This window comes from Thermoleptolyngbya sp. C42_A2020_037, from assembly GCF_015272455.1.
Classification (GTDB): Bacteria; Cyanobacteriota; Cyanobacteriia; order Elainellales; family Elainellaceae; genus Thermoleptolyngbya.
This window is the reverse complement of sequence record NZ_JACYLP010000035.1, coordinates 50,414-76,073: the sequence shown is the minus strand read 5'-3', so window position 1 is coordinate 76,073 and position 25,660 is coordinate 50,414. Positions and strand designations below refer to the sequence as shown.

The 25,660-nt window shown below is 57.8% G+C and carries 23 protein-coding genes; 13 read left to right on the top strand and 10 right to left on the bottom strand.

From position 1 onward, the window contains the following. Positions 1 to 20: 20 nt before the first annotated feature. Positions 21 to 1,127: a glutamate 5-kinase gene (gene proB, locus IGS16_RS11610; protein ID WP_297085722.1), complete on the bottom strand. Its 1,107-nt coding sequence runs from the start codon at positions 1,125 to 1,127 to the stop codon at positions 21 to 23. A gap of 630 nt (positions 1,128 to 1,757) precedes the next feature. Next, a complete protein-coding gene (locus IGS16_RS11605) occupies positions 1,758 to 1,892 on the bottom strand; it encodes a hypothetical protein (protein WP_297085597.1) in 135 nt (44 codons plus the stop codon). Here IGS16_RS11605 and IGS16_RS11600 point away from each other — a divergent pair. The 6 genes from IGS16_RS11600 (at position 1,891) to IGS16_RS11575 (ending at position 8,013) form a co-directional block, all read left to right on the top strand. Then, entirely contained in the window at positions 1,891 to 4,161 is a 2,271-nt protein-coding gene (locus tag IGS16_RS11600; protein WP_297085595.1) for a hypothetical protein, read from the top strand. The genes IGS16_RS11605 and IGS16_RS11600 overlap by 2 nt on opposite strands. A 342-nt stretch (positions 4,162 to 4,503) precedes the next feature. Then, positions 4,504 to 4,719 (top strand): DUF2281 domain-containing protein, encoded by a 216-nt coding sequence (locus tag IGS16_RS11595; protein ID WP_297085593.1) that lies wholly within the window; start codon positions 4,504 to 4,506, stop codon positions 4,717 to 4,719. Next, positions 4,719 to 5,096 (top strand): type II toxin-antitoxin system VapC family toxin, encoded by a 378-nt coding sequence (locus IGS16_RS11590; RefSeq protein ID WP_297085591.1) that lies wholly within the window; start codon positions 4,719 to 4,721, stop codon positions 5,094 to 5,096. The genes IGS16_RS11595 and IGS16_RS11590 overlap by 1 nt, the downstream gene beginning before the upstream one ends. Before the next feature lie 145 nt (positions 5,097 to 5,241). Further along, positions 5,242 to 6,549 carry an AI-2E family transporter gene (locus IGS16_RS11585; protein WP_297085589.1) on the top strand — a complete coding sequence of 436 codons (1,308 nt, stop codon included), beginning with the start codon at positions 5,242 to 5,244 and terminating at the stop codon, positions 6,547 to 6,549. Positions 6,550 to 6,716: 167 nt separating this feature from the next. After that, positions 6,717 to 7,073: a DUF6464 family protein gene (locus tag IGS16_RS11580; protein WP_297085587.1), complete on the top strand. Its 357-nt coding sequence runs from the start codon at positions 6,717 to 6,719 to the stop codon at positions 7,071 to 7,073. A gap of 73 nt (positions 7,074 to 7,146) precedes the next feature. Continuing rightward, positions 7,147 to 8,013, top strand: coding sequence for a branched-chain amino acid ABC transporter permease (locus tag IGS16_RS11575; protein WP_297085585.1), 867 nt, complete (start codon positions 7,147 to 7,149; stop codon positions 8,011 to 8,013). 163 nt (positions 8,014 to 8,176) lie between these two features. On the opposite strand, the gene IGS16_RS11570 is transcribed toward IGS16_RS11575, so the two are convergent. Next, the gene (locus IGS16_RS11570) at positions 8,177 to 9,517 is read right to left on the bottom strand and encodes a lysophospholipid acyltransferase family protein (RefSeq protein ID WP_367185785.1); all 1,341 of its coding nucleotides are present in this window, start codon (positions 9,515 to 9,517) and stop codon (positions 8,177 to 8,179) included. Positions 9,518 to 9,732: 215 nt separating this feature from the next. Further along, positions 9,733 to 10,491 carry a hypothetical protein gene (locus IGS16_RS11565; RefSeq protein ID WP_297085581.1) on the bottom strand — a complete coding sequence of 253 codons (759 nt, stop codon included), beginning with the start codon at positions 10,489 to 10,491 and terminating at the stop codon, positions 9,733 to 9,735. A gap of 451 nt (positions 10,492 to 10,942) precedes the next feature. On the opposite strand from IGS16_RS11565, the gene IGS16_RS11560 reads away from it, so the two are divergent. Further along, entirely contained in the window at positions 10,943 to 12,634 is a 1,692-nt protein-coding gene (locus IGS16_RS11560; protein WP_297085579.1) for a GspE/PulE family protein, read from the top strand. Positions 12,635 to 12,664: 30 nt separating this feature from the next. On the opposite strand, the gene IGS16_RS11555 is transcribed toward IGS16_RS11560, so the two are convergent. The 5 genes from IGS16_RS11555 to IGS16_RS11535 all read right to left on the bottom strand — a co-directional run bounded on the left by IGS16_RS11555 (position 12,665) and on the right by IGS16_RS11535 (position 17,180). Next, positions 12,665 to 13,813: a glycosyltransferase gene (locus tag IGS16_RS11555; RefSeq protein ID WP_297085577.1), complete on the bottom strand. Its 1,149-nt coding sequence runs from the start codon at positions 13,811 to 13,813 to the stop codon at positions 12,665 to 12,667. Next, the gene (locus IGS16_RS11550; protein WP_297085575.1) at positions 13,810 to 14,478 is read right to left on the bottom strand and encodes a trans-aconitate 2-methyltransferase; all 669 of its coding nucleotides are present in this window, start codon (positions 14,476 to 14,478) and stop codon (positions 13,810 to 13,812) included. The genes IGS16_RS11555 and IGS16_RS11550 overlap by 4 nt, the downstream gene beginning before the upstream one ends. Positions 14,479 to 14,537: 59 nt before the next feature. Beyond that, the gene (locus tag IGS16_RS11545) at positions 14,538 to 15,530 is read right to left on the bottom strand and encodes a glycosyl hydrolase 108 family protein (protein WP_297085573.1); all 993 of its coding nucleotides are present in this window, start codon (positions 15,528 to 15,530) and stop codon (positions 14,538 to 14,540) included. A 13-nt stretch (positions 15,531 to 15,543) separates the two neighbouring features. Continuing rightward, positions 15,544 to 16,785, bottom strand: a complete 1,242-nt coding sequence (gene argJ, locus IGS16_RS11540; protein ID WP_297085571.1) for a bifunctional ornithine acetyltransferase/N-acetylglutamate synthase — start codon at positions 16,783 to 16,785, stop codon at positions 15,544 to 15,546. A 143-nt stretch (positions 16,786 to 16,928) separates the two neighbouring features. After that, positions 16,929 to 17,180: a hypothetical protein gene (locus IGS16_RS11535; RefSeq protein ID WP_297085569.1), complete on the bottom strand. Its 252-nt coding sequence runs from the start codon at positions 17,178 to 17,180 to the stop codon at positions 16,929 to 16,931. 19 nt (positions 17,181 to 17,199) lie between these two features. Here IGS16_RS11535 and IGS16_RS11530 point away from each other — a divergent pair, with 19 nt between their 5' ends. The 5 genes from IGS16_RS11530 to IGS16_RS11510 all read left to right on the top strand — a co-directional run bounded on the left by IGS16_RS11530 (position 17,200) and on the right by IGS16_RS11510 (position 24,491). After that, positions 17,200 to 17,559, top strand: a complete 360-nt coding sequence (locus IGS16_RS11530; RefSeq protein ID WP_367185779.1) for a helix-turn-helix domain-containing protein — start codon at positions 17,200 to 17,202, stop codon at positions 17,557 to 17,559. A 218-nt stretch (positions 17,560 to 17,777) separates the two neighbouring features. Next, positions 17,778 to 19,874 (top strand): NAD-dependent DNA ligase LigA, encoded by a 2,097-nt coding sequence (ligA, locus tag IGS16_RS11525; protein WP_297085563.1) that lies wholly within the window; start codon positions 17,778 to 17,780, stop codon positions 19,872 to 19,874. Between the two features lie 38 nt (positions 19,875 to 19,912). Continuing rightward, positions 19,913 to 21,790, top strand: coding sequence for an alpha/beta hydrolase (locus IGS16_RS11520; protein WP_297085561.1), 1,878 nt, complete (start codon positions 19,913 to 19,915; stop codon positions 21,788 to 21,790). Between the two features lie 357 nt (positions 21,791 to 22,147). Then, positions 22,148 to 22,804 (top strand): peptide-methionine (S)-S-oxide reductase MsrA, encoded by a 657-nt coding sequence (gene msrA / locus IGS16_RS11515; protein WP_297085559.1) that lies wholly within the window; start codon positions 22,148 to 22,150, stop codon positions 22,802 to 22,804. A 10-nt stretch (positions 22,805 to 22,814) separates the two neighbouring features. Next, entirely contained in the window at positions 22,815 to 24,491 is a 1,677-nt protein-coding gene (locus tag IGS16_RS11510) for an RluA family pseudouridine synthase (protein ID WP_297085558.1), read from the top strand. A gap of 18 nt (positions 24,492 to 24,509) precedes the next feature. Here IGS16_RS11510 and IGS16_RS11505 read toward each other — a convergent pair whose 3' ends face one another. Beyond that, complete coding sequence (locus IGS16_RS11505; RefSeq protein WP_367185784.1) at positions 24,510 to 24,722, bottom strand: hypothetical protein; 213 nt, start codon at positions 24,720 to 24,722, stop codon at positions 24,510 to 24,512. Between the two features lie 338 nt (positions 24,723 to 25,060). On the opposite strand from IGS16_RS11505, the gene IGS16_RS11500 reads away from it, so the two are divergent. Further along, positions 25,061 to 25,645, top strand: a complete 585-nt coding sequence (locus IGS16_RS11500) for a hypothetical protein (RefSeq protein ID WP_297085555.1) — start codon at positions 25,061 to 25,063, stop codon at positions 25,643 to 25,645. The last annotated feature ends 15 nt before the right edge of the window (positions 25,646 to 25,660 follow it).

Sequence of the window (25,660 nt, the reverse complement as noted above, 5' to 3'; positions counted from 1 at the left end):
TTGAGATGGAGGGGATTGAGCTAATTACTCAGCACCAGGTTGTCGCGATGCACCACGGTTTCTGCGCCTGCATAACCCAGGATTTTGGGAATGTCGTCGGAGTGGCGACCGCGAATTTGCTGGAGTTCCGCGCTGCTGTAGTTGACGATGCCACGGGCGATTTCCTGACCGCTCTGGTCGCAGAGCTGCACTGCGTCCTGGGGCTGAAATTCGCCCTCCACTTCGGCAATGCCCGCCGCCAACAGCGATTTGCCTGCCTGCCGAATGGCGTTGACTGCGCCTTTGTCTAGATAGAGCTTGCCCGCAGGAACCAGCCCGTGGGCAATCCAGCGCTTGCGGGCATTAAAGGGCTGGTTTTCTGGCTCAAACTGAGTGCCGAGGGCGGCTCCAGCGAGGATTTGGGCAATATTGTCGGGCGATCGCCCTTCGGTAATCACCGTCCGCACGCCCGCCGCCGTCGCAATCTTCGCCGCCGAGATCTTCGTCACCATGCCGCCTGTGCCCCAACTGGTGCCGCGATCGCCCACCTCTACCTGTTCTGTCAGCGCGGCGATATCGTCCACCAGGCTGATGGGCTGCGCCTCTGGGTGATAGCGTGGATCAGCGGAATAGAGCCGATCCACATCCGTCAGCAAAAACAGCCAGTCTGCCTCGACCAGGCTAGCCACCAGCGCCGACAGCGTATCGTTGTCGCCGAACTTGAGTTCCTCGACAGCCAGCGTGTCGTTTTCGTTCACAATCGGGATTACGCCTAGCTTCAGCAATTGCCGAAAGGTGCGATAGGCATTGACATAGCGGCTGCGCTGCACCAAGTCGCTGCGGGTCAGCAACACCTGGGCAATAGGCTGATCGAGGGAAGAAAAAAAGTCATCATACACCCGCATTAGCCGCCCCTGCCCCACGGCTGCCACGGCCTGCTTCATGGCAATGGTGCGAGGGCGTTCTGTCATTCCCAGTCGCGCACAGCCCACGCCCACCGCTCCAGAGGAGACGAGGATCACCTGATGCCCCTGTCGCCGCAGTTGACACAGCGCCTCAACCAGCTTGGCAATGGTGGCGATCGCCAGGTATCCGGTTTCGGGCTGCGTCAGACTGGAGGTGCCAATTTTCACCACGATTGTCTGCATTGCAGGCTGGGAAGCTGGCTGGGAACCGGGCTGGGAACCGGGCTGGGAAACCGTTTGGGTCATGGTTTGAGAACTGCGGGAATAAGAAAAGCTCTATGGAGAAAGGCTGGAAGCGCGATCGCGGAAATTCCATGCCTGAACTCTCCCACAACATTATTCCGTAATCTCAATTCCGTTATGACCTACGCACTTGCGATTAAATTTTCTGGGTGTTGGACGATTTCTCGTGGGCTGCGACCACGAGAAATCGTCCAACCGCGTAAGTCCTATCCGTGATTCGCAGATCTGGCTCCCCTTCTCCCGACCTAAAAGAAGGGGCTGGGGAATGAGGGCAGATTGAAAGCCGCACACCGCATTCAATAAAGGTCAATAGATAAAGGTCAATAAAGTCAATAAAAGAGAGCGCCAACTCCCGAATAACCCGGAAACTGACGCTCTGGCTTTAACAACTAGATTTATCGTCCAGGGACTTTATTACGCTGTCCCCGTCTGCTTACTTATTAGATTCACAGGCTTTCTCAGAGTTTCCACGATTTCTAATGTTTTCTTTATATTTCAGATGATGGAGCCAGGTTTCAAGATGTAACAGCTTCGTTACATTGATCTGGCAAACTTTTTGCAGTGGAGCCGCTAGAGTTCGCTACTATCTACGCAATGCTCTCTACGGAATGCTCCCTGGCAACTGCGTCCGACCGCCTGGGCGATCGCCCGATTTTGAGTCGCTGGCTGTCCCGTCTCTTGAATACCGCTGTAGATATTGCTCATGACGCGAGACTCCTTACCACCGCGTGATTCTGCCCATCGAGACGCTTTTTACATCAATGGCTTTCGCTCGACTGTTCGCCAGCCGCTTCAGGACAGGGCTGAGTCGCGGATGCTGCCCACTGGGCGCGTGGAGGAGCGGATAGGGGGCGATCGCCTGCTGCCCGGTGCGCCCAACATTCCAGCGGGTCGGTTTACGCCCCGACAGCGTGCCCGCCGCGCCCGCAAAGCTGCGTTGGCAACGGCTGCTTCTCGCCCTGCTTCTCGCCCCACTTCTCGTTCTGCAATGTCGCCTACGACCAAAACTCGCCCTAGGGTTCTGGTGTCGCCCGGTCTGCCCCGCCAGCGTCGTCCCCGACGGGGGCGATCGCCTTCCTCTCTTCACCGCGTTTGGCAATGGCTGAATCGTCCTGTGGCGTGGCAACGCTATCGGCAATTGGGGCGATCGCTCGCGTGGTCGCTGCTGTGGGTGCTAACGTTTTGCGGGCTAGTGGGGCTGGGGATTAAGTCGCTGGAGTGGCTGACGCGCCTGCCAGAGCCGCCCAACTGCGCCAAAATCACCTTTGCGGCGGCCGATGCCGAGCGGCTCTTTTGTGTGCGGGAGGCGGCAAAGTCGGGGCATCTCGCCGACCTGACGGCAGCCGTGAATCTGGTGGCTGCCTGGCCGGCCGATCATCCGCTCTATCGGGAAGGGCAGTCGCTATTGGCGGAGTGGTCGGCGCAGATCTTGGACGCGGCCGAGGCGCGACTAGAGAGCAGCGGTGTGCAGGAGGCGCTGTCGGTCGTGCGACACATTCCCCCCAATAGTCCGCTCTATGCCGAAGCGCAGGCGGCGATCGCCCAGTGGCAGGCGCAATGGCAGCAGGGCGAGGCAATTTGGAACAAAGCACAGGAGGCGCTGCGGAACCAGGACTGGAATCTGGCGGCGGAGCAAGTCACCGTGTTGGGGCAGGTCGAAAGCGAATACTGGCGGACGCACCGCATGGAGGCGCTGACCCGGCAGATTTTGCAAGAGCAGACGGCGCACAAGCTGCTGATCCAGGCGCGGCAGGCGGTGGGCGACCAAACTCTTACCAGCCTCCAGGCGGCGATCGCCCTGGTGCAGCAGATCGATCCGCAAACCCTGGCGTGGGAAACGGCTCAGGCTGATTTGCAAGCTTGGAGTGGGGCGCTGCTGGATCTGGCGCTGCGGCAATGGCAAGCGGGCGATCGTAGCGGGGCCCTGGCGCTGGCGCAGCAAGTGCCGCCCGATCTGGTCAATCACCTCACGGGAGAGGGGCAAAACCTGCTGCGGCTGGCCCACGCCCAGCGGCTGATTGCGGAACCAGCGACCCAATGGCTGCCGTCGTTGCGCCAGGTTTGGAGCGTGCGCGAGGCGATCGCCGCCCTCAGCGAGATCCCCGCCAGCAGCACCTTTTATGCGATCGCCCAGACCGAGCTAAACACCCAGCACGCGGTACTTGAAGATTTGCGCCAGTTGCAGACCGCGGGACTGGTGGCCAGCCTGGGGCAACGCACGACGTTGGACTGGGCCAGCCGCCTCGCTCAGCAGATCGCGCCCGATCGCCCGCGTCGCCTCCAGGCGCAAACTCTAGCCGCCCACTGGCAGCAGGAGACCCAGCGGATTCAGGACATGCCGCAGTTTTTGCAGGCACAAGCCCTAGCCGAACCAGGGCAAGTCGCCGACCTGCAAGCGGCCATCGCTGCCGCCCGCCAAATTCCTCGCAACCGCGCTCTATGGGCCGAGGCAGAGCAGGCGATCGCCACCTGGAGCCGCCAAATCCAAACCCTGGAAGATCGCCCCATTTTGGAAGAAGCCACCCGCATCGCCCAGAGCGGCAATCTTTCTCGCGCTATCCGCATGGCGGAGAAAATTGGGCGCGATCGCGCCCTCCATGCCGAAGCGCAGGCCGCCATCCAAGCCTGGAACGCCAAGCTGGAAGAAGTCCGCATTGCCGAAGACCGTAAGTATCTGGACGAAGCCCGCGCCCTGGCGGCCCGCGTGCGCCTGTCGCAAGCCATCGACACCGCCGCCCAGATCGCCCGCGATCGCCCCCTCTATGCCGAAGCCCAGCAGGCGATCGCCCAGTGGCGTGCCCAGCGCGACGAAATCCTGGCCAGCCGTCGCGCCCAGGAAGCCGAAGCCGCCAGCAGCGAAGCGACTAGGGACGAAGCCGCCAGAACCGAGTATGCACCAGCCGAAGGGGCGATCGCTCCCGAACCCTATCCTTCTGAACCTGCCTACGTCTACGAAGCACCACCGCCCTACTAGCCAGCCAAGCCTCAGTTTGCAAAAGTGTTGAAATTAGACGATCTTGCAGCCACCTATTTACCCATTTCCTGATGCCCATTTCCTGATACCCATTTCCTGACAGCGAACCCTACGGCCGGCTAAAAGCGTTTGAGGGCGATTAATTTCAAGCCAGCCAAGGATGCATTGTCTTCTAATCGATACATAAATCTATTCCCAAGCAGTCATTCCTTCAGAGCGCCATCCAGGGGCATTCCAAAAGTGTATTGGATAAATACTGGATGATGCATAGGTTCTTGATTCATAATTCAAGATAGAAATCGCAACTGTGATTCTGGTCAAACCTTTAGGGAAGGGAGAACTATGCTCCAGTCAGTGATTGTAGAGAAACTAGAAAAGTTACCTGAACCTTTGCAAACAGAAGTCCTGCACTATATCGAGTTCTTGCTAGATAAATACGTCCCGGACATGTCTGTGCAGGTTGAACCTAAGAAACGCAAAGCAGGTTTATTGAAAGGGAAGATTTGGATGGCAGATGATTTCGATGCTCCTCTTGAGGACTTAAAGGATTATATGTAATGCTATTGGATACTCATGTCCTTCTTTGGTTCCTGGAAGATGATCCCAAGCTGCCTCCACAAATTAAGCAGATGATTGAGGTCAGTAATGATGTTTTTGTGAGCATTATTGCCCTATGGGAAGTCGCGATAAAACTTTCTATTCGCAAACTGGAATTACGATTTGAGTTTCAAAAACTGACAGATTTTCTAACCGATCTTGATATTAAAATTCTGACGATTTCTTTTGAAGACATCAAGCGATATGTTGATTTGCCGCTTTACCATCGAGATCCATTTGATCGGATTCTGATTGCCCAATCCATTAACCACGCTATGAGTATTGTCAGCGCTGATCCGGCGTTTGATGCATATCCGATTCGGCGGGTATGGGCATAAGCCAATCTGAGCCTTTTTGTAGAGGATCTGTGGCTAAAAATTAAGCTAGTGGTTGGCGGATTCCATTCAGCGGTTTCCCTTAAGATAATCGCGGAGACTTGCGATCGCCCCTCATCCCCCTCATCTGGCGAATGAACTAAAGCCCATGAAACTTGGACAATGGATCGGGCTGCTGGCCTTGATTGCGGCCATCTATATTCTCTGGTCGATTCAGCAATTGCTGCTGCTGATGTTTGTTGGCGTTGTCTTTGCCACAGCGCTGAATCGGCTGGTGCGCTGGATGGGCAAGCATGGCGTTCCACGCGGGGCCGCGTCGATTTTCTCCATTGTGGGTCTGCTGCTAATCATGACGCTGTTTGTGGCGATCATCGTGCCGCCGTTTCTGGATCAGTTTCAACTGCTGACGGAGCTTGTGCCCCAGGGGTTGAGCCAGCTTCGGCTGGGGCTGGACTGGCTCACTGAGCGGCTACCGGGTGGCGCATCCGAACTAGTGCCCAACTTCAACGAGCTGTTTAATCAGCTTCAGCCGTTTGTGTCGGGGCTGGCAAACAATTTTTTCCGGGCATTTTCTGGATTCTTTAACGTCGGCATTAGCTTCCTGTTTGTGCTGATGCTGACCATTATGCTGCTGATCAACCCCCACCCCTATCGCCAGGGATTTTTGCGGCTCGTGCCGTCGTTTTATCGCCGCCGCGCCGACGAGATTCTGACGCTGTGCGAAGAAGATTTGGTGGGCTGGATCATTGGCACGCTGATCAACATGGTGGTGATTGCCATCGTCAGCGGCATCGTGCTGCACATTTTGGGCGTGAAGCTGGTGCTGGCCAATGCGCTGGTGGCAGGGCTGATGGAGGCGATTCCCAACCTGGGGCCCGTGCTGAGTACCATTGCACCTGTGGCGATCGCCCTGATCGATTCCCCCGTCAAGGCGCTGGGCGTGCTGATTGCCTACATTTTGATTCAGCAGCTTGAGCAGTTTCTCTTAGTACCCCTGGTGATGGGGCATCAGGTGTCGCTGCTGCCCGCGGTGACGCTGTTGGCTCAGTTTGCCTTTGCGTCCTTTTTTGGATTTTTGGGGCTGTTTCTGGCGATTCCACTGGTGATCATTGTCCGCATCTTGCTGCGCGAAGTGGTGATTCACGATGTGCTGGATCAGTGGACGAATCCTGAATTTGAGCATCGGGAACAAGAAAGCCACTTGTTAGACAACCAAGAGGGGGCGATCGCTCCTACGGCCTGCTCATCCGGCTGTTCTACCCATACGCCTCCCCATAGCGCCACCGCCGCCGAGTCTCCAGACGCAACCCACCCGCCCAAGAACCCGCCGAAGAATCCGCCGAAGAACCCGGACGATGCGATCGCTGAAACCAGCTATATCGCTGACAATCCAGGCCGTTCAGACCCTTCGGCGGAGTCTGGCTCCCCAGACGGAAGCTCCGAGCAAAGCAATTAGCCATCTTTTCCCCGGCCTTCCCCAAACCATTTCTCCCAGACTGAGTGCCCAAATTTGCCCCAAAACGCCATAAAACGTTAAAGATGAAATAAGTTGCCGGGGGAGATGGGTATAAATGCGATACCATCTCACATAACTTGCAAACTGTGTAAAGTACAATACGGTCAATGGAGCAAGAGTCTCTACCCACTGAGGTTATTCTCAGCCACCCGCGCCAGACCATCGGCAGTCTAAAGCTGGACTGGAACCCACAGCCGGGAACCTATCTCGATGTTGCGGGAGAAACCTACGCCGTTCTGGAGCGCCACCACTGCTATCAATACAAGCGGGGCAAATATCGGCTGCACAAGATCGCGCTATACGTGCAGGCGGCTCCCCGACCCGAAGAACGAAGCTGGTTTCAGGGGCGCTGGGTGTTGGGCAATGCCAACTGTGCCTATAGCGCCCATTCTGAACTGGTGCGCTGTGCAGTAAATCCCGATGGGCCGTGTCAGGACTGTCGCTTTTTTGAACCCGCGACCTAGTAGACTTGACAAAGCTCAACAAAGCTCAACAAAGCTCGACAAAACTTCCGGATAAAACTCCCCAACCCGACTCATGGATCAGCAATTGGCGCAGCTTTTGGTAAATGGCGTGGCGATCGGCAGCGTGATTGCGCTGGCGGCGGTGGGGCTGACGCTGACCTACGGCATTTTGCGGCTGGCAAACTTTGCCCACGGCGACCTGATGACGCTGGGTGCCTATCTGACGCTGACGGCAAACCTGAACGGCGTGAATATCTGGCTATCGATCTTGATTGGGGCAGTGCTGACGATTGGGGTGGCGCTGCTGTGCGAAAAGCTGCTGTGGTCGCCCATGCGCGATCGCCGCGCCTCGTCTACCACGCTGATTATCATTTCTATTGGGCTGGCGCTGTTTTTGCGAAACGGCATCACGCTGCTCTGGGGCCCCGAAAATCGGCGCTATGACCTGCCCGTGGCGACGGCGCTGGATGTGTTTGGCGTGCGAATTGCGCCGACGCGGCTGATTGTGGTGGGGCTGGCCATTTTGGCGATCGCCGCTCTGCACTATCTGCTGCAACATACCAAAATTGGCAAAGCCATGCGGGCCGTCGCGGACAACACCGACCTGGCGCGGGTATCGGGCATCAACGTCGATTGGGTGGTGATCTGGACATGGGTGCTGGCGGCGGGGCTGACGGCGATCGCCGGCGGCATGTTTGGGCTGATTACGGCCGTGCGCCCCAATATGGGCTGGTTTTTGATCATGCCGATGTTTGCGTCGGTGATTTTGGGTGGCATTGGCAATCCCTACGGGGCGATCGCCGGGGCTTACATCATCGGCATCGCGCAGGAACTGAGCACCTACGTTTTGCCCTCGGAATATAAGCTGGGCGTGGCGCTGATGGTGATGATTCTGGTGCTGCTGGTACGGCCGCAGGGGCTATTTCGCGGCATGATTTAGCAGCACTGCAAAGGCATTGCTAAATCCAAACAATCAAAATCCAGCCTAGATTACAGCCTAGAGCAGTGTCATGGTTTAGTTTTAGAGTGATGCCTTGTCTCGTAGTAAGCGATTCAGCGCTAAAGCGCTTACTACCAACCCAGGTTCTAGCTGTGACACAGCACTAGATTAACTGCTCCAGTGCTGCTTGCAGATCCTGCGTTAGGTCTGCAACTGCCTGCTTCGCCGAGGTGTGATCCCGCTGGTAGTCCAACTGGCGATCGCTCACACAAATCGGCGTTCCCACCGTCACACGGCTCCGTCGCCAGCCCAAACGCGGACGGGCAGGCATGTCGTCGCCCTTGATCCGCGCCACCAGGTCAAACATCAGCAGCGCCATTTCGGCAAAGCGCTCCGCCGTTGGCTGGTTCTGGAGATAATCCGCTGTCACCGCCACAAAGCTTTCCACCAGACGCATGTGTCGCAGGCGAATTTCTGCCTCCTCTGCGCCCCAATCGGCCAGTCCGCGCTGGAATGGGGACAGAGCCGCGAAATCTGAAGGCAGGTCTTCTCGATAAATCGCGTTCCAGCCTGCTTCTTCTAGCCGACGGCAGCGGTCGATAATGGTGCCCTGCGCTTCCAGGCGAAAATGCGCTTCGGCAGCGCGAAGGGCGGCATCCAGCAGCGCATTCAGCCGCCGCATCAAGCGTTCATTGACGCTCTCGTCTGGCTCTGGCTTGAGATCTGCTTCAGGGGTTAGATATTGCGGGTAGAAACGACGGTAAAATCCCTCCATTTCCGACAGCAGGTGATTCGCTAGCCGCAGTACCCGCTGATAGCGAATGTCTTCGGTCGGCGTTGCGTCCTGCGTCAGTGGCGGCAAGCCCGTGTCTCGCTCTAGCCGACTCAGCAGCCGATCGAGCTTTGACCAGATGGGCTTGGGGTAGGTGTAGCGAATGCCAATCGGCACAATGTAGACCTGTTCGGCCCGCCCCTTTTTTCGCAGATCCTCCGCGCACCAAAAGCCCAACTGCGCCACGCCGGGTTCCAGCGGGCTGACGACTTCGCTATGTCCGTTGGTTGCGCCTTCGGGGGCGATCGCCAAGGGAAACTGTCCGTTGATCAATAGCTCCCGCGCCGCCCGCAGACCCGTGCGATCCAGCCGCTTGCCCCGGTGAATGGGGATGCCGCCCAGCCGCGAAAACAGCCAGCCCAGCCAGTCACCGGCCCAGATGGTCATGCCCCGGTCGTAGACAAAGTGAGAATGCACGGGCGATCGCAGCGGAATGTCATGCTCTCGCGCCGCTTTGGGAACACCACTGGACAGCAGATACAGCATGGAAAACGGATCGTCTACTTCTGGATGGCGGAATGCCAAGATGAATCGAACTTCACCCGCCTGAAACCGCCTATAGAGCAACGCCAGTTCTTTGGCGTTCACAACCTCGACATGGGAAATTCCTGTCGGCAGCCACGGACGAACACGGAGCCGAAACAAGAGCGGTAATGCCGCTCGCATCGCCATTAACACCGCTGGATTAAAGCGCTGGGGAATAAACAAAAGCGCCGGAAATGCACGATGTTTTGAACAAGACACGTTCTTTCTGACCTTTGGCTTATGTGAAGCGCGACGTGAGCTAGGTTAACAATACTGGATCAAAACCGTTGTCAATACAAGGCCCCACGCTTCTGTCAGAAACGGGGGCCTCGAGAGTGTCAGAGAATCAGTCGGCTCAGAGATTAGCGCAGGGCGCTGTTCACGATTTGCCGCAGTTGGGCTTTAATTTCGGCTTCTTTCTGCGCGATGGTTGTACCCAAGTCAGCGGCTTTTTCTTCTAGCTCCACTTGCTTGAAGTGTTTTGCCTCGTTGCCCAGGGTTTCGCCTTTGGTTTTGGCATTGGCATACCAGGTTTGCGCCGTTTCAATCTGACGCTTCACTTCTTCGTAGCGATCGCCATAGCGCTCTTGCAGGCGGGTGTCCAACTCAGCAAGCTGCTGCTTTAGATGGTTATAGCGCTGCTGAAACATATCAAACATTTCCCGCTCCTTCACTGCGTTTACAACCAAGTCAATTAGCACCTTGAAGGGAGTTTTGGTGGTGGCTTCGGCTTCCGGCAGATCAACGGTTGCCAGGGCCACGGTGACTTCCTCCTCAAACTGGCGATCGGTGTGATCCAGCGTTTGCTGGAGGTCGTCGATCTGGGTTTGGGCCTGGGCGATCGCCTCCCGATGAGACTCGCCAATGCCTTCCACCACGCCTTCTACCGAGGCCGCCAGCTCTTCGGTGCGGGTCGTCGTGCGATCGCGCACCACGGCAAACACCGCCGTCAAAGCATCTTTGGCGATCGCCTTCAGTTCACCCGTTCCTTGAGAGACTTCTGTCACCGCTTCTGAAACCGCAGCCTTCACAATATCCCGAATTCGCTCTGCCCGCAGACTGCCTTCCGACTTTGCCTTTTGCAAATCTTCCTGAATGCGCTCTTTTACTGAATTTGTCATGGCTTTTCCCAACCAAACGCAACGTCATCATCGGGCAGACGCAACTCCCACAGTTCTCTACCCAACAGATCCATCCTGCCGCGTCCGGCGGCTGAGCGGGCTGATTTTGCGTTAGGGATAGCCCTACTGATGGGATGGGGAAAGCCGATGGGAGGGGGCTGGGGATTTTGGGTTTTGGATTTTGAAGGCTTTTGGCGGGAGCGTTGGAGGGAAAAGGGATTGGGCGCTTGTTCTCTAAGCCGCTAAAGTATTTCTTTACAAAAAATTCTGTTTTCAATTGTGAAAGCTGTATGAAGCTTGCAGTTCCCGTTACATTTTTTCACGTCCGAACCAAAAAGAAATCTGTGCCGTCCGCTGCTGCGTACTTGGCGTAGGGATAGCGCCTACAGCGAATCAGCCGTAAAGCGCGGAGACAGGTACAGTTTGCACTCTCAACAAGGTGAAAGCGCCCATGCAAAACAGCCAATCGGTTTGGCAACAGCTTAAGCAGCAGCAGATCACCTGTGAGCAGGCACTTGGTCTGCTGGTCAATCGACAGGGAATCGTGAATTTGCGGCTACTCGACCCGGAAGTGAGTACCCGGTTTTGGCGAGGGTTTGGCGATTGCACGCAGGCCCCGCCTGTAGTACCGCTGCTACTCTGGCGCAACTGCTACTACCTGGGCAGCCCCATCGCGCCGATGCCCGAAGTAGTGCAGCAGATGAGCGATCGCCTCAATGCCAGCATCGAAATTGTCCCCATCGCCGAAAAGAGCTATCGCCAGTGGTATCGCCTGCAAGCCCTCAACGCCAAGCGCATAAGCCAGTCAGGTGCAAAGCACTTGGTGGCCGGACAATCGGATACCGAAGACCTAAGCGAAGTCGCTGAACTGCACCTGTCGCAGGTCGATAACCAGATCGAGCGCATCCGCACGCTGATTGCCAGCGCCCTCCGCAACCGCGCCAGCGACATTCACCTGGAGCCGTCGGTCGATGGGCTGGCGGTGCGCTTTCGCATCGACGGCATTTTGCGACACGTTACCACGCTGCCACCCGACCTCAGCCGCAAGGTGATCGTGGCGCTCAAGGTAATGTGCGAAATGGACATCGCCGAGAGCCGCCGTCCCCAAGACGGGCGCATCAGCGAGAAGTACATGACTGGTCAGCAGGAAGAAGGGCTGGATCTGCGCGTTAGCACGCTGCCCTGCATCAGCGGGGTAAAAACAGAACCCAGCGAGAAGGCAGTGCTGCGACTCTTGCGCCAGCAAAACACCTTCCAGACCATCGCCGATTTGGGCTTTTCGGACACCGCGCGGGAGATTTACGAAAGCTGGCTGCGGGAGCCACAGGGGTTGGTTATCTTCACGGGCCCCACCGGATCGGGCAAAACCAGCACACTGTATACGAGCCTGCTGGCGATCGCCACCGAATCCGTCAACATCGTCACCGTCGAAGACCCAGTGGAATACGTCCTCCCCGGCATCACGCAAACCCAGGTGCATGAGGCAGCGGGTATGACCTTCGCGGCTGGGCTGCGGGCGATTTTGCGGCAAGACCCCGACATCATCATGGTGGGCGAAATCCGCGACAACGAAACCGCCGAAACCGCCGTCCGCTCTGCGCTCACCGGGCATTTGGTTCTCACCACGCTGCACACCAACGATGCCATCGGCGCGATTCCCCGCCTGCAAGACATCGGCCCCGACCCAGGGTTGATCAGCGACGCGCTGTTGGGCATCGTGGCTCAGCGCCTCGTCCGCAAGGTCTGTCCCCACTGCGCCGAACCCTACACGCCTACGCCCGCCGACCTGAAGCTGCTGGGGTTGCGCCCCGACGAGGCAAATCTCCAGGGCTGGAAAAAAGGGCGCGGCTGTGTACAGTGTTTCCAGTCGGGCTATCTGGGGCGCGAAGCAGTGATCGAGCTGCTGAACGTAGACGACACGGTGCGGCAGATCATCTACGAAGGCAACCTGACGCAACTGCGCCGCTATCTGGCAGAAAGCCAGTTCGAGTCGTTCCGCGTTGCCGCCATCCAGAAAATCACGCAGGGCATCACCACCGTCGAAGAGGTGCGGCGCGTGCTGCCCCACAGCGCCTTTTTCCGGCGGGTTACCCAACCCCTGCCGCCGCGTCCAGCCGGTGCGTCGCTGCTGAAAACGGGGTAAAGCGGTGTGGAAAAGGTCAGAAGTCCGGTATCACAAGTCCGGTGTCAGGAGTTGGTTGAGCGTTTGGGTGAAGGTGTCGCGGCCGAAGCGGGCGATCGCCCCGCGTCTTAGCTCGGCGGGCTGATACAGCAGCGGGTTGGGATGTGTGCCCTGCAAAAGCTGGATTAGGGTGTGGGCGATCGCCTCCGTATCCGTCGGGTTGACCAGTGCGCCCAGTTCCCCGTGAGCCAGTGCGTCGATTGCGCCGTCCTGGTTGCCGCCCAGGGCGGGCTTGCCGCAGGCGATCGCTTCCAGATACACAATGCCAAAGCCTTCGCCCTGGCTGGGCATGGCAAACACATCACACAGGTTGTAGTGGTCGCAAAGTTCGGCATCGGGCACAAAGCCCGCCAGCGTGACGCAATCTTGCAGCCCCAGCGCGGCGATTTTTGCCTCAATGCGGGGGCGATCGCCGCCTTTGCCCACCAGGACGTAATGCACTCGCGGCAGCGCCCGACGAATGCGGGGCAGCGCCTCTAGCACTGCGTCGTAACCCTTGTGGCGCGTGCCGCCCACCAGCCGTGCCACCGTCAGCACGATGGGCTGATCCGCCTGCAACCCGTAGCGCTGGAGCAGATAATCGGGCTTGGGCGCGGGGCGAAATCGCTGTGCGTCGATTGTGCAGGGCAAGAGGGCAACTTTGGCGGGATCGAGCCGCTGTTCGGCAATCAGGCGATCGCGGGTGTAGCCGCTGATGGACACGACTCGGTTGGCGGCGTGCAGGGCGGCTTTTTGCAGCGGATTTTGCACGTTCCACGCATCAATGCCGTAGACAAAAATCCAGTAGGGAATGCCCGCCAGTCGCCGCAGCATCAGGGCTACGGGCGCGAAGTGCAGGTGTCCACAGAGGATCAAATCTGGGCGATCGCCCAGTGCCGCAGTTATCAGGCTTGCGGCAAACCCTGGCGTTTTCAATGCATCGGGCAATTCCCCAAAATAGCGAAAAGTAAGATTCGGCATCTTATCTAGATCGCCATTTCCTGCTCTATCGCGCTTGTTGAGGACGATCGTCTGACGACAGGGCTGGCTGGCGATCGCCCGCAGCAGATCTTGCAAATAGCGCTGGATGCCGCCCTGAAACTCGAATAAGTTGGGAACCCAGCAGTGGAGCCGCAATTCTCTTTCTGCTTCAGGCTTCACTTGCGGATCACCCAGTGAAAAATATGCCAAAACTTATCTTCGCCCATTGCGGTTTTACCTGGATGCGCTTCTTCTTCCAGCATCTCGATGGTGAAGGGTTGCAGCAGCGCCTCGACCTGCGCCCGCGTGTGGTGGGTCATGTGGTCATAGGCTGCCCAGGAGTCGCGATCGCCAAAGATCTGCCCACACATCCGCCCGCCAGGACGCAGCGCGTAGGTCAGCGTTTGCCAGAGGGCAGGAAACTCGTCGGGTGGGCAAAAGGGCAGACAAAAGCTGGCGTTGATCAAGTCCAGGTTTGCAGGTAAGATAAGTTCCTCAAAGCGCTGTACGCGGGTTTCCAGGAGATTTTGAGCAATCGCCTCCTGGAGGTCTGGGCGCGACTGCAAGCGGGCGATCGCCTCCGGCTCGCCATCCATCGCCAACACGCGCCAGCCCCGCCGCACCAGTTCTGCCGTGTCGCGCCCTTCGCCACAGCCGATGTCCACCGCAAACCCTGTAAAGCGTTCAAGACCAGCCGTCTCAGCTTCGGCATCAAACAAACTGAGCGATCGCAGCAGGGTTTCTCGTGGCGGACGACCTGCCATCAGGTCGTAATAGTCGCTCCAGGTATGGGGACTGTCGGCATGACCCACGGGCAGAGGCGCGGCATCGGGCAAGTTAGCCATAGATTTTCAGCAAGCGGCGTGAACATCCTGGTTATAGCATTGCTGTTCGCGTTGCAGCGCTAGCCCTGAATGAGTCTGAGCAGGTCGTTGTCCCGATTGAGCCAGCGTTGCAGAAACACGCGCTGGGACGGATCGCGAGTGACGCGGCGATAGCGATAGTCGATGCGGGCCTGGCAGAGCCGCTGGGCGAGATCGAGATGGGCTGCCTGGGCGGTTCCCGCAGAGTTCGCTTCGCGAATCGCCCGCTGGGTGACGGGGCCAAACACGCGATCCACCCGCAAGCCCAGGATTTCTTGTAAAAACATCGTCGCGCCGCCCACGCCAAAGCTGACGGCTGTGTCGAAATGGGCGATCGCCAGCGGCCGCTGCATCATGCCGCATCGCGCTGGCTGCCAGTAGAGGCGTTCATAAATTTCGCGCACCTCGGCTTCAGAAATCAACTGCACGCTTTGCATCGGTAGCCTTTTGCCCTGGCGATAGGCGCGATAGGTGGCGGTGGTAATGCCGCAATTCGTCTCGCCGCCGCGATCGGCTGGATGGTTGACATAGCCGCCCTCCCACCGCAGCGTAAAGCGCAGCGCCTCCTGGAAAATTTGCGCTTCTGTTAGCGCTGGACTGGGCGCAAGCGACGGGGTTGAATGAGGGACAGGCTGGGGCGGCGGTTGCGAAATGGGCGCAGGTTGGGCGATCGCCGTGGGACTGGGCGTAGGGTTTAGCGTAGGCGTTGGATTGGGTGCAGGTTGGGCGATCGCCGTGGAACTGGTCGCGGGACTGGGCGCAGGCGTTGGCGGGGTGTGAACCGTGGGCAGACCAAGCAGCAGGCTGGCTGACTGGGGCGATAGCTCGTCGGGGACCAGCCTGTGCTTTTCGGTAAAGGCGCGGTACGCAACGTCGGTGGGGTGATTCCAGTCGCCTGTGGCCGCGCCGACTGTGTGCCCAATCCGGTTTAGCGAAGCCTGCACCGACTGCACCAGCGCCCGATTGCTGCGAATCGAGCCAATGGTGTAGCTCATCGTGTTGGCGGCGATCGCCCGCAGCGTCAGTCCGTCCATCGTAACCGCCCTTCTAGGTCGTGTACTCAGCGTTGATCTTCACATAGTCATAGCTGAGGTCGCAGCCCCAGGCCATCCCCACCCCAGGGCCGCTGCCAATGCTGACAGACACCAGCACTGTATCGGTTTTCAGGTATTCCCCAGCGGCGGCTTGCTTCATATAGTTACTGGCGGCGGGGCGGTCAAACGGCAGCGGCTGCCCGCGATCCATCAGCAAAAAGTCGCCCAGCTTCACCTGAAGTTCGCCCTGGTCAAACGGCACCCCGGCCCGTCCAGCGGCAGCGGCGATCCGGCCCCAGTTTGGGTCGCGCCCAAACACCGCCGATTTAAACAGGGACGACCCGGCGATTGTGCGGGCCACCTGGCGGGCGGCTGCGTCGTCGGGTGCGCCGCTGACTCGAATTTCCAGCAGGCAGGTTGCGCCTTCGCCATCGCGGGCGATCGCCTTGGCCATTCGCATACACACCTCCGTCAGCATTCCCTCCAGTCGCTCGGCATCGGGGCCCGGCTCGGTAATCGCGGGCGTGCGAGATTCGCCGTTGGCCAGCGCCAGCAGCGTGTCGTTGGTGCTGGTGTCGCCGTCTACGGTGATTTGGTTAAAGCTCTTGTCGGCGGCGCGGCTCAGCATTTGCTGCCAGAGGTGGGGCGAAACGGTCGCGTCGCAGGTGACAAACGCCAGCATTGTCGCCATGTTGGGGTGGATCATGCCGGAGCCTTTGCAGATGCCGCCAATTCGCACTGGGCGACCGTCCAGCGTCGTTTCCAGCGCCACGCTCTTGGTCACGAGGTCGGTGGTAATGATGGCTTTGGCGGCGGCATCGGAGCCGTCGGGCGTGGCGGCGGCCACCAGATTGGGAATGCCCGACCGTAGCTGCTCCATGCGGATGCGCTGCCCAATCACGCCCGTCGAAGCCACCAGCACTTGCTCTGCCGGAATGTTCAGCGCCGCTGCCAAAAGTTGGGCGCTTTCCACCGCATCTTCCCAGCCCTGGGAACCCGTCGCCGCATTTGCCTGCCCCGCATTGCACAGAATAGCCCGCGCCGTCGCTTTCGCCTCTAGCCGCTGACGGCAATAGTCCACGCAGGCTGCCTTCACCTGGCTGGTGGTAAACACCCCAGCGGCGATCGCCTCCACTTCCGAATAAATCAGCGCCAGATCCGGCGCACCCGACGGCTTCAGCCCTGCGGCAATGCCCGCCGCCCGATAGCCCTTCGGTGCGGTCACTCCACCCGGAATTTCGTGCCACTCAGCCATGTTTAACCCCTGCTTGATGCGGAAACAACTCAACAGATCAAAATCCACGGAGGATTGCAATCTACGGATCAAAGGCTAAAGGATAAATCAGAAACAGACTGTGTAGGCGCGATCGTTCATAAACGTATATGGAGATGGAGGATTCAACTGCGCTGGCGCTCTTTCCCTTTGGCAGAAGCGTCCAAAAAATTGGGCGATCGCCGCTCTGCCTCTGACATTGGCATGGGGGGTGGATCAAAGGCAATCGCCCACCGCGCATTCCGCACCAACTGCCGCACCGCAATCAGATACATCTCTGCATCGTTGCGCCGCCGAAACCGAGCCACGGCAATCGTTTGACAATTGGGCAGCAGACGATAGACCACCCACGGATGAAGCTGGTCGTAATAGCTCATAGTATTTTTGTTAGGAGAAATGAGACACTGGGGCAGGACAGCCCGCTGCAACTTTGGGCTGTTCTCTGCCGTTAAACATAAACGCCATTATGACGTGTCAATTAGGCGTACGTCAATATGGCGTGTGAAATTTGAATGGATGAGTAAAGATAAGCGACCGCAAGACAGTGACTCCCCAATTGAAAAACTCAGGATTCAGCGCACGAATTTGTCGCAGGCTGAATTTGCTGTTCACTGCGGTATTCCGCTACGAACCTATCAGCGTTGGATATCTGGAGAGACAGAGGCAAAGCTCACTCCGCAACAGTGGAAGACGCTTATGCAAGTCTTAAATGTCCAGTCTGTGGATGAAATCCCTGACAACTTCGCGCCAAGTTAATTGATCGCTTTATCTCCATGCATCAAAGCCTTGCGGGGCGGTGCGTTACGGCTACACCTAACAGCACCCTACAAGTCAACTTGTCTATGGCTCCCAGCTTAAAAGCGCTCTGAACATGTATGTCTGTGCAACGGGTATCCCGGCTGTCCCAAAGGCGCAAGGCTGATTCTAAAATCGAGAAGCGAATCATCAACCTGCGCTTTTACCCCAGACCGACCGTGGCAGCCAAACCTCCCAATTCTGCAACTGCTTCTCCCCAAGCCCCTACGCCAGCGCAGCGGGCCGCCGAACTGCGGAACCTGCTGAACCAGGCCAGCTACGAATATTACGTGCTGGATGCGCCGCAGTTGCCGGATGCCGTGTATGACCAGCTTTATCGAGAGCTTCAGGAACTCGAAGCGGCCCACCCAGATCTCATTTCGCCCGACAGTCCCACCCAGCGCGTGGGCGATCGCCCCTCGTCCCAGTTCACCTCCGTCCGCCACAACATTCCGCTCTACAGCCTGGAGAATGCTTTTAACCTAGAAGAAGTTGCTACCTGGGACACCCGCTGGCGACGCTATTACGCCACCGTTGCCGATGAGCCGCCCACACTGCCCGACTCGGCCTATGTTTGCGAGCTAAAAATCGACGGCTCTGCCCTGGCGCTGACCTACGAAAACGGGCTGCTGGTGCGCGGGGCGACGCGGGGCGACGGCGTGACGGGGGAAGACATTACGCCCAACGTGCGGACGATTCGCTCGATTCCGCTGCGGCTGAAGGGCGAGAACCTGCCGCCTGTGGTGGAGGTGCGGGGCGAGGCGTTTTTGCCGCTGGACGTGTTTCAGCAGATTAACCAGGAGCGCGAGGAAGCGGGCGAGGCGCTGTTTGCCAATCCGCGCAACGCGGCGGCGGGAACCCTGCGCCAGTTGGATTCGCGAATTGTGGCGCGGCGACGGCTCGACTTTTTTGCCTACACGCTGCATCTTGCAGGAGATGGGGATTTCCCTAAGCCTACGTCTCAGTGGGAAGCGCTGGATCTGCTGCAAACGCTGGGCTTTCGGGTGAATCCGAACCGCAAGCTGTGCGAATCTTTGGCGGAGGTGCGCCAGTTTGCCGACCACTGGGAGCGGGCCCGGTTTGACCTGCCCTACCTCACCGATGGGCTGGTGATCAAGCTGAACGGGCTGGCGTTGCAGGAACGGCTGGGCTTTACCCAAAAGTTTCCGCGCTGGGCGATCGCCCTCAAGTATCCCGCTGAGGAAGCGCCGACCGTGGTGCAGGGCATTTCGGTGCAGGTGGGGCGCACGGGCGCGGTGACTCCGGTGGCAGAGCTGGCCCCGGTGCAGCTTGCGGGCACGACCGTCTCGCGGGCGACGCTGCATAATGCCGACTTCATCGCGGCGCTGGATGTGCGCGTGGGCGATACGGTGATTGTGCGAAAGGCGGGCGAAATCATTCCCGAAGTGGTGCGCGTGCTGCCGGAACTGCGACCCGCCGGGGCGGAGCCGTTTCAGATGCCGACCGAGTGCCCCGTGTGCGGACAGCCGCTGGTGCGCCCGGAAGATGAAGCCGTCACCCGCTGCGTGAATTCATCCTGTCCGGCAATTGTGCGCGGGTCGCTGGTTCACTGGGCATCGCGGCAGGCGCTCGATATCAACGGGCTGGGCGAGAAGTGGGTGCAGCAGTTGGGCGATCGCGGCTTGTTGAACAGCGTGGCCGACCTGTATGACCTGACGGCGGAGCAACTGATCGGCATTGACCGGATGGGCAAAAAATCCGCCGAAAATCTGATTAGGGCGATCGCCCAATCCAAAACCCAACCCTGGTGGCGCGTCCTATTTGGTCTGGGTATCCGGCACGTCGGCGCAGTCAACGCGCAAACGCTGGCCGAAGCCTTTCCAACCGTCGAAGCCCTAGCCGCCGCTGAAGAATCGGACATTGCCGCTGTCTACGGCATTGGCCCAGAAATCGCCCGGTCGGTTTATCAGTGGTTCCGCGTGCCTGCAAACCAGGCTCTGGTGGAGCGGCTGCGGGCGGCGGGGCTGACGCTGGCAGGCGAAACGCGCCCCACCCCCGACGGGCCCCAAACCCTCGCAGGCAAGACCTTCGTGCTGACGGGCACGCTGCCCACGCTAAAACGAGACGAAGCCGCTGAACTGATTAAAGCAGCGGGCGGCAAGGTGACGGGTTCTGTCAGCAAAAAGACTGATTTCGTCGTCGTGGGCGAAGAAGCGGGGTCAAAATTGGAAAAGGCGATCGCCCTAAAAATCACCCAATTGTCAGAGGCAGATCTCCTCAAATTGTTGTCAAATTCGGAGGAAGTGCCGTCCTAAGCGTTTTTCCAAAGCCAACCTACGCCAAATCCTGACCGATGTCTGTGCCTCCTGGTTTGTTTTCGTCTGCCCTGTCCGTTCGACGCTGCCTGCGCCGATGGATTGTGGGCGTGGTTGGTCAGCAGGTTGGCAATAGCGGCGCAAGCGGGCTGAGGGTCGGGCGATCGCCACAATGCAACCCCAGACACCCCATTTGCAGCAATAAACGCTGGCGGCGGGCCCTGCTCGCATCCGCCTTTGCCCTGCCCCTAGCGCTCGTCGCCCCGCCCCTCCGCGCAGCCGAGCGGGTGCTGGTGTCGCTGGGGCCGTTTGAGCGCTCAATTTCCGTCCGCGCCCTGCGGATTTATGCCGAAGAGGGGCGCTATACCGAAAACCTGCGGGTTTATGCCCGACACTACGCCACAGAAGAACAACTCCAACAGCTCGAACAACTCCTCAAAACCCGGCTGGAGCTAAACCTGACCCCCTGGGCCGTGTCCCAGTTTCTCTATTCCGACCAGGGCGAACTGTTGCTACAACGGCTGGGCGAAGTCGTTCGCACCGGGTCCAACCTGTCGGGCAAGCGGGCACTGCGGTCGGCTCTGGTGCTAGCGGCGGCCGACGGGGAAAACGGGCTAACCCCGCTCAATGTGCTAGAGCATTTTCCAGTAGACACGATGCGGATTGACCTGACCCGCGCGTTTTCTATTATTTCGTCCATCGAACGGCTGGTGAACCAGACCAAGCAGGCCATTGATGCGATCGCCCTGATTTCCGAAGACAATGCCCGCCTGGAGCCAGTGGTTTCCACGTCCCAGATCAATCCGGTGCGTCCCGGCCGCTACACGGTTTCGCTTCAGACCCTCACGCAGGAACAGTTTCGCGGCTGTTTGAATACTGCTACCAGTCTGCATTCCCCTGCTGACTATAGCCCGACCTTTGTGGGACGACGCTTTGGCAATCGCCCGCTGGAGGTCGATCTATACCTGCCTGTCGCAGATCGTCAAAATCAGCCGCCCAATGCGATGCCGCTGGTGGTCATCTCCCACGGGCTAGGCTCCAATCGTCTCACCTTCAGCTACATTGCCCAACATCTCGCGTCCTATGGCTTTGCGGTTGCGGTGCCAGAACACCCTGGCAGCAACACCAAACGCCTAGAAGACCTGATCGACGGGATTGTTCGCAACGAAACCGAACCCGCTGAATTTGTCCAGCGCCCCCAAGACATTACCTGTCTGCTCAACACGCTGGAGCGAGACCCCCGCTTCAAGAACTTGATCGATACCGAGCAAGTGGGCGTGGTTGGACAGTCGCTCGGTGGCTACACAGCCTTTGCCATCGCGGGCACCCCGATTGATCTCAGTCGGCTAAACCAGGAATGCAAGCTTGATGAAACCCTGAACCTGTCGCTGCTGCTGCAATGTCGCCTGCAAAACTGGGTGCTGGATTCCAACAACCTGCGCGATCCCAGGGTAAAAGCCATTATCGCCATCAACACCCTGGGCAGCAGCCTGTTTGGGGAAGAAGGCTATGCGACGCTGGATGTGCCCACGCTAATCGTTGCCAGCGGAGCCGATACGGTCACCCCTGCGCTGCCGGAGCAAATTACGCCCTTTACCTGGCTGACGACACCCCACCGCTATCTGCTGCTGCTGCAAAACGCGACCCACTTTTCCGCGATCGATGTCCCCGCAGCAGACAATGTGGCGGTTAACCTGCCGCCGGAAGTCGTGGGCCCCGATCCGGCGATCGCCCATTACTATCTCCGCACCATCAGCCTCGCCTTTTTCCAAACCTATCTGAATCAGGACGAGACCTACCGCCCTTTTCTCAGCGCCCGCTACATCGAGCAACTCCAGGATGACCAGCTACCCCTCAGCATTGTGGAGCGCTTCACCCCGGATCAACTCGCTCAGGCGAATGCTCGAAAACCCTGAGTCAGGCTTACCTCAGCTTAGTTTGCAGCTTGGACGCTGTGGGACAAAGATAACGTCCCATAGGTGCTGAAGCAGCGTTGTGCCTACCTCAATGGGCAATTCTCAAGATGAGTCTTACAGAACTGGGATGCACTCGATCGCTTTTTGGTATTAGGGTTTTGATATTAGGGCTTCTCTCTCCAGCATTTTAAGGTTGCGGTACTATGAGAGAAGAAGTAAAGAAGTATGAATTCTCTGCGCCCTTGATTTAGGAGTGCTTGATTTAAGCGCTAGGTCGTTCTGCTGGACTTTTACTTCTTATTGAAAATGATCTGTATGCTTCTTTTGCACACTTCTAGAGACAGTTGGTAAACCGCTATGGTGCTATTTGGGTTTGGTAAAAAGCTGGCGCTGCCGACTCCTGAAGAGGCTTTGCCGGGGCGATCGCAGCCAATGCAGATTCAAAATCGCCACTTCGTCAACGGCAACCCGCTTCAGCCGCCATTCCCCGACGGGATGGAACTGGCGCTGTTTGGGTTGGGCTGTTTTTGGGGCGCAGAGCGCAAGTTTTGGCAGCAGGAGGGCGTATACAGCACGTCCGTAGGCTACGCAGCGGGCATCACGCCCAACCCCACTTATCAGGAAGTGTGCAGCGGTCTGACAGGGCATAACGAAGTCGTGCGCGTCGTATACGACCCGTCGGTGATTTCCTACGAAGACCTGCTCAAGGTGTTTTGGGAAAGCCACGACCCCACTCAGGGAATGCGCCAAGGGAATGACGTAGGCACGCAGTATCGCTCTGGAATTTACGTTTATTCTGAAGCCCAGCGGCAAGCCGCCGAAGCCTCTCTCCAGCGCTATCAGGCTGCTCTCAAATCAGAAGGCTATGGCAGCATCACCACTGAAATTCTGGATGCGCCAGAGTTCTATTACGCGGAGGACTATCACCAGCAGTATCTTGCCAAAAATCCGGGGGGCTATTGCGGACTGGGCGGCACCAAGGTCTGCTACCCGCCGACGACCGCCAGTGTATAGCTTGTGAGCCTTGCTGAGCCTTTATTCTGAAGCGATCGCCCACACGCTCCATCCGCTACCATCCTGCGCTAAAGCGTCTCTCGCAGATGCAACTGTGACGGGCTGGTATGGTGGGGCGTGTCCGCGTTCAGGCAGGTGGCTATGTCTGCCCCGAACCCGCTTTGCAGAGGCGATCGCCCACGCTCTCATGCAGGAACTCGCAGCCTGTGAGGACTGCAACCGTGAAGGCAAGATGTACGGCGTTTTGCTCGTCAAAGCGCAAGCTAATGAACTGTATTTTCTCAAAGCGTTTTCTGGACTGCTCAATGGCAGCAGCACCAAAGAAGGATGGGTGCCGCTCATTCCGGGACGCGATCGCATTGCTGCATTAGAACTAGAAACGCTGAGTGCGCTGCAAGCAATTAAGCAGGAGCTTATCCAGCTAGAAACTCTATCGGTTCGCCAGGTTTATCATGCTGAAAAACTCAAGTTTGAAGATGAACTAAAGCAGCTTTCGGATCTGCACCAGAATCGAAAGCAAGCCCGCGATCGCACTCGGCAGCAGTTGCGCCAGCGCCCGGAAGACGACACAGTGGCGATCGCACTTCAGGCGCTTAATCATCAAAGCCAGCAGGATGGCATCGAGCGCCGCAACTTGAAAGCAAAGTGGAATGCTATCCTCTTGCCTCTAGAGCAAGAAATTGACCAGGCAAATGCACGGATTGTAGAACTGAAACAGCAGCGCAAAAGTCTATCTCGACAACTCCAGGCAGAATTTTACACCGCTCATCATCTCACCAACTTTGCGGGCGACTCTCAACCCCTGCAAGCGCTGATGCCGTCTGTTTTTTTGCCCACCGGGACGGGCGACTGCTGCGCCCCAAAGCTTCTGCATTATGCAGCAACCCACGGACTAACGCCGATCGCCCTAGCGGAGTTTTGGTGGGGGCCGTCGCCTGCGCGAGAGCATCGGGTGCAAGGACAGTTTTATGAAGCCTGTGCAGAGCGCTGTCAGCCGCTAATGGGGTTCTTGCTGTCGGGCTTGTCGGCTCAGGTCTTGAAGACCACTGCACCGGAACCGCTAGGGATTCTATACGAAGACCCGTGGCTGTTGGCTGTCAATAAGCCCAGTGGACTGCTGTCGGTGCCCGGTCGCTATGGACAAGATAGCGCGATCGCCCGACTCCCAACCCACTCACGGCTCTATTCCACGCATCGGCTCGATCAAGACACCTCCGGCGTGCTGCTGCTGGCAAAAGACGCAGAAACTCACCGGGCGCTCCATCAGCAGTTTCAGCAGCGCCAAGTGCGAAAGAGCTACGAAGCGCTGCTATCTGGCTGTCTAGCGTCCGTTCCTGATGAAATTTGTCTGCCGCTGTGGGGCGACCCGGCCGAGCGTCCCCGGCAGCAGGTCGATGGGCAGCGGGGCAAGCCCAGCCAGACCCAAGTGCGCCTGCTTAGACAGGAGCACTGTGAATTCGATGGGGTATGGCGCAGTCGGGTAGAGCTAGTGCCTGTGACCGGGCGCACGCATCAGCTCCGGGTTCATGCGGCAGACGCGGCGGGTCTGGGAATGCCGATTTTGGGCGATCGCCTCTACGGTTGCCTAGCACACGCGCCTCGGCTCCATCTGCACGCTCACCAGATAACGGTCAAGCATCCGCAAACGCACGAAACGCTAACGCTAAAAGCTCCAGTACCGTTCTAAACCAGTACCGTTCTAGAATTATCCCCACCTTTGCGGCTCGTAGTCTGCACAATTCATCGCCTCTTCCGACAGCGCTCGCTCCGGATGTACCGTGCATTTCAAGTGATAATCGCCCGTAAAAAATCGACATTCAGAACAGGGAATCTTGTGCATTTGTTGCGCCTGGGCCAGCCCGTCTCGCCCTGCCGAAATCAGGTTCCAGACCACCAGCCCCACCATGCCCCAAGCCATCACAAAACAGACTGGAACCAGTACCAAATGCACCAGCCACAACGCTCCCTGTATCCCTTCGCGTAAACCCGTGTAGAGCAGTTCAGACACGACGGTAGTTTGAGTAGTAAAAACCTTAACTAGCTTAGGGCATCTGGGGAACCCTGCTGACAGAATGCTACATATTGCAATAACCGTCTTGGAATAACTGTCTTGAAATAACCGTTTGCCGTCTCAGGGCATGAGGCTTTATCAGAAATAAACTTTGTCAGAAATAAACGGGAGCAGGCTGTATAGGTTCCTCAGGGTTTAGCAATAGGTTCTGGCTGGTAGAGTTTGGCGATCGCCCGCAAGGTTCTATGGCTCAATCCTCTGGAACAACAAGCTGCTTGGGCTGCTTGGGAACTCTTTTTTTCATCGTGTTTGTCGTGCCTTCGATTATTTCTGGGCTATTTTCGGTCTTTCGCGGAGAAGCCTCGCTGGGGATAAAAAACTGCTCATTTAATATTACGAATGGCGCCTTTAGCTGTAAACCAGAAATTACGGCTAAGTATCAATTCCTGGACATTACAAATCTAAAAATAAAGCAAGATAAAATTACAGCCGCGATTCAAAAATTTCATGCTCAAGTCAACCAGGCAGACTGTCTTTCTGTTTATGAACAGTCTAGTGAAACGTTTCAAAAAGCCAATTCGCTGCCTCATTTCTTAATGTACTGTGACGCGATTCAGCGCAACTCTGGTAGAACAAGTGCGTTCGAGATCCTCGGCTGGGAATGGCTTCCATCCGATCATCAGGCGAATGAGTTTATCCGCGTTCATTTATGGGTTCAAGGTCAGCGTTCTAACCGAGAGGAACTGCTGGTTTGGCAAATGCAGGGCCCAAACGTACAGCTTGTGAGCCATGCCTATGGACTCATCCCCACTCAGTTTGGGGGGCGCTAATGGTCTTGCAAGAGT